This window comes from Burkholderia sp. 572, assembly GCF_040545135.1.
GTDB classification, from domain to species: Bacteria; Pseudomonadota; Gammaproteobacteria; order Burkholderiales; family Burkholderiaceae; genus Burkholderia; species Burkholderia cepacia.
Map to the genome: position 1 here is coordinate 100,506 of NZ_JBEPLH010000025.1, position 11,733 is coordinate 112,238.

At 60.3% G+C, this 11,733-nt stretch carries 4 protein-coding genes; 1 reads left to right on the forward strand and 3 read right to left on the reverse strand.

Going from position 1 to position 11,733, the window contains the following annotated elements; translation table 11 throughout:
- Positions 1-72: 72 nt before the first annotated feature.
- Positions 73-5,013, reverse strand: coding sequence for an Ig-like domain-containing protein (locus ABIC51_RS34085; RefSeq protein ID WP_354006908.1), 4,941 nt, complete (start codon positions 5,011-5,013; stop codon positions 73-75).
- A 550-nt stretch (positions 5,014-5,563) separates the two neighbouring features.
- Positions 5,564-6,910: a M23 family metallopeptidase gene (locus ABIC51_RS34090; RefSeq protein WP_354006909.1), complete on the reverse strand. Its 1,347-nt coding sequence runs from the start codon at positions 6,908-6,910 to the stop codon at positions 5,564-5,566.
- Positions 6,911-7,465: 555 nt separating this feature from the next.
- Between ABIC51_RS34090 and ABIC51_RS34095 the strand changes: the two genes are divergently transcribed.
- Positions 7,466-10,411, forward strand: coding sequence for a hybrid sensor histidine kinase/response regulator (locus ABIC51_RS34095; RefSeq protein WP_354006910.1), 2,946 nt, complete (start codon positions 7,466-7,468; stop codon positions 10,409-10,411).
- 79 nt (positions 10,412-10,490) lie between these two features.
- Here the strand turns inward: ABIC51_RS34095 and ABIC51_RS34100 are convergent, their stop codons facing one another.
- Positions 10,491-10,919 (reverse strand): DUF2569 family protein, encoded by a 429-nt coding sequence (locus ABIC51_RS34100; protein ID WP_354006911.1) that lies wholly within the window; start codon positions 10,917-10,919, stop codon positions 10,491-10,493.
- Positions 10,920-11,733 lie beyond the last annotated feature (814 nt).

The following is an 11,733-nucleotide window of genomic DNA, read 5'->3' on the forward strand; positions in this document are numbered from 1 at the left end:
TTCGCTCGTGACTGTGAATGTTTTGTCAGGTTAGACCCCGGCGGCTTGCGCCGCCGGGGCTGGGGTTAAAGGTCAGTGGTTCTCGAGATTCGTGGTCACACCCTGCTGAACCAGCAGTTCGGCATTCATGCCCGAGTGGAAGAAGACGTTGTACGTCGTGCCTTCCACCGTCACGGTGCCGGCTTGCTGCGCCCAGTCACCGACGTCGACTCCGTCAGGAAGCAGGTCGGACAGCTGAACCACATCGCCGGCGGCACCCTTGATCATCATCTGGGTCTTGCCGTCGGTGACGAACAGGTCATGGCCGCCCTGCTCAAGCACATCGCCCAGCGACAACTTGAGCGTGTTGTTGCCCGTGCCGGTGAGGTCGATGATCTCGATCGACGACAGCTTGCCCTGCAGGTTCGTGAGGTCCAGCATCTGATCTTCACCCGTGAGCTTCAGTGTGTCCGTACCGCCGTTGCCATGGATCGACATATCAGCATTCAAAAGAACACTCACGTCGACAATGGAGAAAATATCCTCATCAGCGGTGCCGTAGTATTGACCAGAATTGTTAATTACTTGATCTACCGGAATGAACAATCCGCCATCATTTTCCATATTAAAGTTAAAGAACAATACTCCATTTGGATCATTAACATCCAATTCGATTCTATGAATTAACTCTCCAGCGGGAGCCGAGAAAGAATAATTTCCACTACTTAAACCATCATTATTGAGAGTTACAGAACCAAGCAAAGCACCATCTTTTCCATAAAAATTCACATGGTTTGCAGCATCACCATCCGACCACGCCGAATCAAACGATACGCTCGTGTATTGATTATTCAGCTCAATATCCACCAAAAAATTTAAAGAACCGGCGCCGCGCCCCACCCAAAGACCGTCAATTGAACCAGGACCTGCAGCTGATCCATTGAAAACATCCCCACCTGAAACATTATGTACAGTTAGTAATCCGAATGACTGACGCTCACCGACAGAAATAACATTAGTCCCTGCGAAGCTTTCTGTATCACTAAGACCCTGCATTCGTGAAGCAGATGCATTTCCGGCTTGATCCGCAAGAAAGGCCATTACCGTCCCACTTGCCGTTGCCGGTACAGTTACTTGCACGACTCCCGCATTGATCTCCATTTCCGACAATTCACGGTCGAAATGGAATTCGCCGATCACAAGATTGATCCGGTCGCCTGCCACCACCCCGCTGGGATCGAATGAAACCGTGACGACATCTCCGACCCGCTCGACATTCATTGGTGCATCCGGGGCCGTCATATCCAGCGTCACTTCCTGCGAATACACCTGACCGCTATTGCCCGCCGCATTAACGACACGCGTCTGGATCTCCCAGCTGCTTGCATGACTGCTGTTGTCCTGGAACATCCAGTTGTCATTGCCACCCATAAGCGCGTCATGCCATGTCGCGCCACCATCCATCGATACCTGAACCTTCTCACCGGCGGCCAGCGCGGCCGTCAGCGTGCCGCTGATGAGGCGTCCGGCCGAACCGTCATTGGTCACGAAATCCTGGCCGTCAAACCCGCTATCCTTGCCCATATCGGCTACGATCGCCTGGGCTGTCGGCATTTGCGTATCGATAATGACCGTCCACGAATCCGACGGCTGCGATTCGTTGCCTGCCGCATCCCGCACCACGATGTTGAAGTTGTACGTGCCGTCGGCCAGCGGGTTCTCCGGCGTAAAGTTCCAGATACCATCGCCCTTGACTTGCGTCGAGCCGATCACCGTATTGCCGTTGCGGATGAACACCACCGAATTCGGCTCGGCCGTCCCGTTCAGCGTCGGCGTATTGTCGTCCGTCGTCGCGCCCGGTTCGATGTTGCCCTGAAACTCGCCCACGTCGTCGTGAATCTCACCGATCTCGCCCGTGCTCGGCGCAGTCGTATCCACCTCGAACGAGAACGTCGTCGGTGCGCTTTCATTTTGCCCCGGCACCGTCACCGTTACGTTCAGCGTGTGCATGCCTTCCGACAGTGCCATCGCCGTCGGAACCGGGAATGACCAGTCGCCGTTCTCATCCACCTCCGCCGAACCCAGCAGCGTCTCGCCGTCGTAGATCCTCACCACGCCGCCCGGCGTCGCACGGCCGACCACTGTCGGTGTCGTGTCGTCCGTCACGCCATTCGGCGCGACCGGCCCCTGCTCGACGCCTACGTTGTCCAGCACCGACGTGATCGAAACCTCCACGTCGCGCGTGTCCACCACAAAGTCGATCGGTTCGCTGATCGGCCCCTTGTTGCCAGCCGCATCCACCGGCTGCGCGGTGAGCGAGTGCGGGCCATCCGCCAGCGCCTCGGCCGGCTCCCAGCTCCAATTCCCGTCTTCGAGGACGATCGTGCTGCCGATCACCTCATCGCCATCGCGGAAGATGATCGTCGTGCCCGGCTCGCCGCGGCCCGAGAACGTCGGACGCGCGTCGTCCGTCGTATCGCCGTTCTCGATTGGTCCCACCTTGTCGCCCACGTCGTCGGTCAGCGTCAACTCTTCCAGTGCGTCCGGCGCTGTCGTATCGACCTCGATCGGATACAGGCCCGTCGCCGGGCTCACGTTGCCCGCCGCGTCCTCTGACGTCGCCTTCAGGTTGTGCATGCCTTCCGACAGTGCGTGCGCTTCGTCCGGACGGATTTCCCACCAGCCATCCTCATTCGCATACGCGCTACCCACTTCCACTTCCACGCCGTCGACCACGTCGTAGAGGCGTACCAGCATGCCCGGCTGTGCCGTGCCCTTGATCGTCGGACGCGTGTCGTCCGTCACACCGTCCTTTTCAACGTTGCCCGTGACGTCGCCCACGTTGTCGAACACGTTCACGATCGACGGCGCTCCCGGGGTGCCCCCCGTCACCAGCGAGAAATCGAACGGATCGCTCGGCTCGCTCACGTTGCCCGCCGCGTCCGTTGCCTTCACCGTCAGCGAGTGTGAGCCGTTCAGCAGCGTATCCGTCGTGATCACCCAGTCGCCGTTTGCGTCTGCGTATGCGCTGCCAACCACGCGATCGCCGTCGTACAGCGTCACGAGCGAATGCGGCTCCGCCACGCCGCGCACCGTAGGGTTCGCGTCGTCCGTTACATCGCCAGGGTTCAGCGGGCCAGTCTGATCGCCCACGTTATCGATCACTTCCCCGATGCGCGGCGCGTCCGGCGGCGTCGTATCGACAATCACCGTCACCGGTTCCGATGTCTCCGAGCGATTGCCTGCCGGATCGCGCTCGATCACTTCGAACTTGTGCTCGCCTTCCGTCAGCGGCTGCTCCAGCTCATATGTCCAGCGGCCATCGTCGCCCACGATCGCGGTACCGACCTCTTCGCCATCGACGATCACGATGATCGTGTTGCCGGGCTCGCCCACGCCACCGATCACCGGCGTCGTGTCCTTCGTCGACCCATCCTCGCCAATCGGCACCAGGTTCGACGGATCTGTGTTGTCCCAGACATCGCCGATCGTCGGCTGAGCCGGCGGCTCCGTGTCGACGATCAGATCCCACGGATCCGACGGCTGCGAGGTATTGCCGCCCGGCGTCGTCACGATCAGTTCCAGACGATGGTTGCCATCGTCCAGCGGTTCTTCCGGCTGGACAGTCCAGTTACCGTCGTCGTCCACGATGGCCGAGCCGATCGGATTGCCGTTCTCGTCGACGATCGTCACCGTGTCGCCCGGGCGCTGGCCGCCGCCGGTAAACGTCGGGCGGTCGTCGTCTGTCACCCCACCGTTGTCGATCGGGCCCGTGATATCGCCAACGTTATCGGTCACATCGCCGACCACCGGCTTTTCCGGAACGTACGTATCCACGATCACCGTCACGGGATCCGACGGCAACCCGACGTTGCCCGCCGCATCAGTCGCCACCGTGGTGAATTCCTGCGGACCGTCCGCCAGCGGCTGCTCCGGACGGAACGTCCAGTTGCCGTCCGCATCGACCGTCGTTTCGCCGATCTTTTCGCCATTGGCGAACACTTCCAGGCGCGCGCCCGGCTCGCCGCGGCCCGACAGCGTCGGCCGGTTGTCGTTGGTCGCGCCGCCCGGCTCGATGTCGCCCATCGGCTCGACGTTGTCATAGATCGACTCGATGGTCGGCTGGTTCGGCGCAATCGTGTCGACGACGAACTCGAAGCGGTCCGACGGATCGCTCTTGTTGCCGTTCTTGTCGACTTCCACCGCGACGATATCGTGCGGGCCGTTGTCGAGCGGCGAAGTGGGTTGCAGCTCCCACGTGCCGTCTTCCTTCACGACCGTTTCGCCGATCTTCTTGTCGCCGTCCCACAGCTCAATGCGGTTACCAGGCGTGTCGCCCTTGCCGCTGAACACCGGCCGACGATCGTCGGTCACGCCGCCGTTGGCGATCGGGCCCGTGACGCTGCCGACGTTGTCGACCACGCCATCGACCGACGGTGCCTTGGGGCGCTCGCCATTGCCACCGCCGCCACCGTCGCCACCGCCATTGTCGCCGCCGCTCGTCGGGCGATCGCCCTTGCTGAACGCGCCGGCCGCGGCTGCCGCGCCCAGCATGCCAAGTGCGGCAAGGCCGAACAGGCCCAGGCCGCCAAGGGTGCCCAGGCCCGCGCCAGCGCCCGCCACCAGGCTGTTCGCATCGAAACCCGCGAGCTTCTCCGCGCCCAGCACCTGCGGCGACGCATTGCCGTCGGCAAGCATCGCAATCGCTTGATCGTCGTCCGCATCGGACGAAATGTATTGGTGATAAGCGCCGTCTTCGCCGAGGCCGACCAGCGACCCTTCGTTGCCGTAGAAGTCCTCGATGATCAGCTGCGGCTGCTCGAGATCGGTGCCTTCCAGGCTCAGGTGCAGGTTCTTGCCGACACGGCGCACCGTGACGTTCTCCGGGCCATGGCCCGTCTGGCTGTCGGCCAGGATGAACTTGCCACCTTTCACGGCCTTGACCCGGGCCGGCGCGCCTTGCTTCGACGCACGCAGGTCCAGCGTTTGATTGATCGTGTTGCCGTCCACCACGGCAAGCTTCACAGTACTCATTTTCGCAAATGTCCTTAGTCAGAGAGTCTGGTGCCAGCCGGACAGCCAGCATCGATTGGAGGTATTCACTGAGCACTCAGACAGGCCAGTGAACAAGATGAATTTTGAAGATTTGGTGGGGGAATAGAATTGGACGAGTTCCGCCACACATCAGACTGGTACGAAATAAATCGGGATAAGGCGCAGCGACACGTATGGCCCCCTCGGGGGCCGCATCACCAGACGAATCGATGGCGCCCGTGCCGAATGGCTAAATTCTGTTAAATGACGACGCGCGTGTATTTGCCGTGCAACAGCTCAAGCTATCGCGACAGGAGTAGCCGAGATGAAACTTGGCGATTGCGAATTAACTTTGCACTGTGCGAAGTGCTGACGAGGTTCTATCGTGCGTGGTTTCCGACGAGCAGCCACGGGATATTTTTATTCTTGGGATCCGGGCCTAGTGGAAATGAGGAAGGACGGTCATCGCGACCTGAACACCGCAACGCCGTGGTCTGAACGAGCGCCCCGTCAGCGTCACGCTGACGGGGCGCGTTGATGAGTCACCCGCTTACGATGTGTGGGCACGCGCTTCGACCGACGCCATGTTTGGCGTGGCCAGCAATGCGGCAAACTGCGTTCGCACGCCCTGGACCGTACGATTGAACGCCACGCGCTGCTCGCCGGCCAGCCGCTGCGGCGTCGTCCGCGCAATGAAACCGAGCGGTTCGATCGGCACATTGTTCGCTCGCACCTCGAAATGCAGATGTGGCCCCGTCGCCGTGCCGGTACTGCCAACCGCACCGAGGCGCTGCCCCTGCGTCACCGGCATGCCCGAGCGCAGCCCTTTCTCGAACGCGGACAGGTGGGCATACCACGTCGTATGCCCGCCCGGATGCTGCACCACCACGTAGTTGCCGTAGCCGGGCTCCCAACCGACGAACCGGACCTTGCCCGCGCTGGCCGCCTGCACCGGCGTGCCGGTGGGCGCCGCAAAATCGACACCGGAATGGCCATGCCGCTCGCCGTGCACCGGATGGATTCTCATCCCGAACGGCGAACTGATGCGCTGGTGCGAAACCGGGATCACGAACGGCGCGGCCGCGAGTGGCTGACCGTCGAACGCGTAGTACGCGCCACTCTTCTGCCCCTTCGCCTGGAACCATGCGGCACGGTAAAGCTTGCCGCCCAGCCGGATCTCGACGGCGCTGACGCGCAGGCGTCGCGTCGGCGCGCTGCCATGATCGATACGCTCGTAGAGAATCCGGTAACTGTCGTTAGCGTGCGCGCCGGCTTTCAGGTTGACGCGCGTATCGAAAATGCGTAGCACCTGCGCGGCGACGCCAGGCGGGAGATCCGCCTGCTTGAGCGTCTCGCCCAGGTTGCGGACGATCGCCCCCGCGCGCACGCCGGAATCTTCTTCCGGCAACACGAAGGCCGTGGTCTCGAAACGACTCCCCGTAGCGGCACGCGATGCGGCGGACGCCGCGGATGCGACCGCCGTGGGTTCGACCGGCGTAGCCGTGGCCACCGCCGCGCCGCTGCCGGACGGCTTGACCGCGCATAGCGCGGTATCGACGCCACACATCGAGACGAGCACCGAGGTGTCGCGCGACAACAGGATGAACGGATAGGCAGACAGATCGTCGCGCAACGACGCAGCGGCTACGGCCTGATCGACAGGTTGACGGCCGATCGACACCAGCGCGGCATCGAACAGCGTCAGCCGGGCCGACTTTCGCGTGATGACGGAAGCCGTTTCATAGGCCAGGGGCTCGCTCGCGCCCCGTGTCGCCGCCGACGTCGCGTCGAGCGCCGCGGATTGCCGCTTCGACGCGGCCTCAAGCGTTCCGGTCAGGCCGAGCAACAGCACGGCGCACGACACCACGCCGAGCGCAAGCCGGCGGCGTGAACGCATCGAAACACCTGCCTCGGTCGTGGATTGATATGCTTGACGGAAATGGGAATGAATCGGCCGCATCGCGGAATGCCTCGCAGTAAGGGAACGGGAACTGCGGACATGAACGGCGACGTATCGAAATACCATCGCGGCACGCAACCAGTAGAGCGCGTCGAATCGCACGCGTCGCTTCAATCGGCCATCGCGCCGCAGAGCCCTGCAGCAGTTGAAGCGAGTGTAACGACCGCGCTCATACCAACCAATTTGACCGATTCGAAATGGAATCGGACTTATACGAACTGTCTTTCATGAGTGTAAGAAATCGACCGCCCCAGCACGGTTTCAGCATCGCGTTGCTTTTGGTGCCGGTACGATTAGAATCGAGGGCGCAATGGTTCAGGCACGATGGTGGCCGTCGACGGCACGTTACGCCGTGCGATTCGATCTCCACGTGATTGATTTCCTCGTCCGACCGCTTCGTCGCTCATGGCCCAACCAACACAGGGTGACCCGCTTTCGAACGGCCCCGCCCCCGCCACGCCGCCAGCACCAGACGCTGCCGAGCCGCAAGCGTTGAATCGATATCAGCGCGCGATGCTGTACGGGGGCGGCGCGCTGGTTTCGATCGTGTTCGTGCTCGTGACCGTTGTCGTGCTGTATTCGCTGGTCAAGGATTATGTCGCCGAACGGGCTGCGGAATTCGGCGTGCGCAAGGTTCTGGTGCAGCTGGAACTGACCGCACGGGAAAGTGCATTGAAAGTCGGCATCGTGCACGAGGAGTCCGTCTGGGACCAACGTCAGCCTGCCGATCCGACCCTCGTCGACACGTTCGTGGCCGAGCACGGCCGCCTCGTACTGCAAGGCAATCCCAATTTCGACCCGCTGCTGGTGCTTGGCGACATTCCGTCGTCGCCCGACCGGACGAACCTGGCCCGATATCTTGCCCTCGCGGAGGATTTCAGCTATCGCGTGGGGGCTTACACCAAGGTTCAAGGGCGTTTGCTGTCCGGCTACTTTTATAGTCCGGACGGCCATTTCCTTACGATCCAGCCGGCCCCGGCGGACGCCAACCCGCTCGCGTCGCATCGCGCACCCAGCACCTCCGCGCTGCTGCAACAGATCGCACCAGTGCTGGGCGAGTCAGGCACGTCTGCACTCGCCCGGCAGTTGCTGAAGGATCGCAACCCGGCCTGGCTATTGCCGACAGCCGATCCGTTCAGTGGCAAGCAGGTTGTCCGCCTAGTCCAGGCCGGGCTGGCGCACGGCAAGCCGTTCGTGTTCTTCGTCACCGACGTGCCGGTCGACACGTTGCGTGCCCGCCTTGCAGGCAGCCGCTATGACGAAGCATCCGTGATCATCGATCCGGGCGGCCAGCTCGTGCTGAGCACGGAGCCGGCGGAGCGCGGCAACGCGCTCACCCACCGGATCATGCAGACTTCGCTACCTAAATGGGCGAGCAAGAAACCCGATCTGCATTATCGGGACGGCTTTTTCGTCTTTCGGGATCAGTTGGCCGGCGCTGGCTGGATGCTTCTTTATGCGTTCTCGTGGCGCACGATCATCGCGGAGACCTGGGTGCGGCTGGCCGGCTATGCCAGTGCGATGCTGTTCGCGATCGCGGTGATCTGGACGTTCGTCATTCTCCTCGACCGGAAGATCTTTACGCCAGGCTACGAGCGCTCGCAACGCATCTTCGAAAGCGAAAACCTGAATCGCACAATGGTGTCGACCGCGCCGTCCGGCCTAGCGCTGCTGTCGTACGCAAGCGGCGAGATCCTGTTGCAGAACGATGTGATGCGGGAGTGGGGCGAACGCGCTGACGTATCGCAGCCGCCATTGCACACACGATTGCTCGAACGCTACAAGCGCGCGCCGCCCGCAACCGCGTGGGAAACCGGGCTCGACGTGCAGTTGCCGCTCGCAGACGCAAGCATCGTCGACCTGCACGCGAGCGCCGTCCGGACCAAGTATCAGGGCACCGACGTGCTGCTGTGCAATGTCACCGATATCACGGCCCGCAAGAACATCGAGCGCACGCTCAAAGATGCACGCGTCGCGGCCGATGCCGCGAATCGCGCCAAATCGACGTTTCTCGCGACGATGAGCCATGAAATCCGCACGCCGCTCAATGCGGTCTTCGGCCATCTGGAACTGCTCGATCGCTCGCCGCTGTCGGCCGTGCAGAGCAAGCGGCTGCGGACGGCGATGTCGTCGTCGACGGCGCTGCTCGGCATCATCAACGACATCCTCGACCTGTCCAAGGTGGAATCCGGGCAGATGTCCGTCGAGTCGATTCGTTTCGACCTTGCCGAACTCGCTCGCGAAGTGGCGGCCACCCTCGCCCCGATCGCGCAGGCCAAGGCGCTCCAGTTCGACTGCATGATCGCCGATACGCTGGCGCCGCGCTATCTGGGAGATTCGACCCGAATTCGCCAGATCATGATGAATCTGCTCGGCAACGCGATCAAGTTTACCGACAGCGGCGAAGTGGTATTCGAGGTGTATCCGAAGGACGAAGCGACGCGCGATTCGCCGATCGTTATCGGTGTCATCGATTCGGGCATCGGCATGACGCCGGAGCAGCAACAGAGCGTGTTCAAGGAATTCAGTCAGGCGGACGCGTCGATCACGCGTCGCTTTGGCGGTACCGGGCTTGGGTTGTCGCTGTGCAAGAAGCTGGCGGAACTCATGGGTGGCGAGATCGACTGCACGTCCGAAGCAGGCGTCGGCAGCACCTTCGTCGTGACGCTGCCACTGCGCGCCGATGCTGATATGGGTACCGAGGCCGACGACGACGCCACGCCTTTGCCGAGCCCCGGCGAACCCGATGTTGCCGGTGCACGCGTGATGGTGGTCGACGACCATCCGGTGAACCGCGAACTGATCCACGATCAGCTCGAACTCCTCGGCTACGAATCGGACGTCGCATCCGACGGAATGGCCGCGCTGCGCCTGTTCGGCGAGCATCGCTACGACATCGTGCTGACCGACCTGAACATGCCGGGGATGGACGGCTACACGCTCGCGGAGTTCTTGCGTGATCGGGGCGCGCCGGTGCCGATCATTGCGATCACCGCGCACGCTACCGAACAGGAACGTCAACGCTGCAAGCGCGCGGGAATCGACGCGGTCTTGCTGAAGCCCTTGTCGCTCGAGGCACTCGACCACGAGATCCGCGAGCAGGTGCGTCATTTGAAAGGGTCATCGCTGGCTACGCCGGTGGCACCGGATCCCACCCGGGGTACGTTATCGGAAACTATGCGCAGCGGACTACAAACGTCGCTCGAGGCATCCAGACGCTCGATCCATCAGGCACTGGCGTCGCATGACATGACCGAAATATTGAGTCAGCTGCACCGGATCAAAGGGGCGTTCGCGATGATCCACGAAGCGGAAATGGTGCGATTTTGCGAGCGCCTGGAAGGGTTCGGCAAAGAGAACGACCGCCAGGCGATTCTCGAGCAACTCCCCGAACTCGACCTGCTCGCGCAGTCGATTCTGCGCCGGCGAGCGGTTTGAGTCGAACACCTGTTGTCCGACCGTTCAACTTTGTGCACCACCTCTCAGCGAACTGACCGGCATAATATTGTTCATTCACTCATCGAATAAATATATTATTCACTCTGCGGGACGAAATAAGGTAGAAAATACTGATGCTACCCATAAAAATCCCAATGAGATTTATTGCATTATTAATATAATCGCCTCCTCCTGAGTATGGCATGCCCAGGCGTTCGGTGAGGTAAAATATGTCAAGCAGAACACGCACTGCGAGAAACGCAATAATGGCGATCGGGAATTTTCGTGATCTGGAGAGGAATAGATAAATTATTGAAATCCCAAGTGTTGTCATCAGGGCGTAAGTGATAAACTGAAAATAAAACATCAAATAAGCGGGAATATCAGAGTGGCTCCATGTTGCGCCTTGTAGCTTGGACCATCTTTCATGATCTAATCTGATCTGCAATGCTTGGGGAAGGTTCCAACCAAGATTTAGGCCGACGTAAATAACCAAGAAAGTTATCATGAGAATGAGCCAAATTCCAGCTCACCTTTGAGTGCCTGCGGCGGCGTCGGTATCAATACTCACATTATTCATCATAAAGTTTATTTTCCGAAATTATGAAAGTGATCAATCCCGATGCTTCGACGGTCGACTCGGAGCATCGAATTTGATTTCGCCATATAAAATATACGCGCATTCCATAAAACCTATATTACATCCGGAAATTATTTGAAGTCGATAACGCAACTGGCCATCAGCGAAACTTGGTAAGCCCTTTCGCGTGCGGCATGTCGAGCAGAATAATCAGCAAAGAATTTCGATTGATGCACGAGCCTGTGATCCCGGAATTTGTATCGCCGCTGATCGATTGATTGATTGATTGATTGTAACCGCGAGTCTATCCGCACATAGCGTGTGAGATTGAAAAACGTCTCACTTGCGTCCGTTATCTCCATACTTGCGGTGGCGAATTCCCTTATGGGCCAACATCCCAAGCGGCCTGGATGCGATGCACAGCAATTGACTGCGAGCGCGATGGTGGACGGCGGTCTGCGTCGCGGAGCGAAATTCTAACGAGGCTCCAGAGATGACTTGTTCCTATTAGCGCATGAGTTGCGAGACACAACGCAGGATCGTGATTACCGTGATGCTGGCGAATCCAATTCGGAGGGTCCGGGATGCGAAACCGTCCGTCTATGAAACCCTGGCAAGCTGGATTTCGTATCAGCACGAAAGATGTCGGAGGTATCCGGAATTCCGTGTGTGAGGCGGGGTTGAGATTCAGACTCCAATGTTGAATCGTTCCGGGTAAAGCAGTGCGAACTGCGTCATGGCG

Bases quoted from the DNA above. Each gene is read 5' to 3' on its own strand.
- ABIC51_RS34085 (WP_354006908.1), bottom strand. From the start codon at position 5,013: ATGAGTACTGTGAAGCTTGCCGTGGTGGACGGCAACACGATCAATCAA.
- ABIC51_RS34090 (WP_354006909.1), bottom strand. From the start codon at position 6,910: ATGCGTTCACGCCGCCGGCTTGCGCTCGGCGTGGTGTCGTGCGCCGTG.
- ABIC51_RS34100 (WP_354006911.1), bottom strand. From the start codon at position 10,919: ATGATAACTTTCTTGGTTATTTACGTCGGCCTAAATCTTGGTTGGAAC.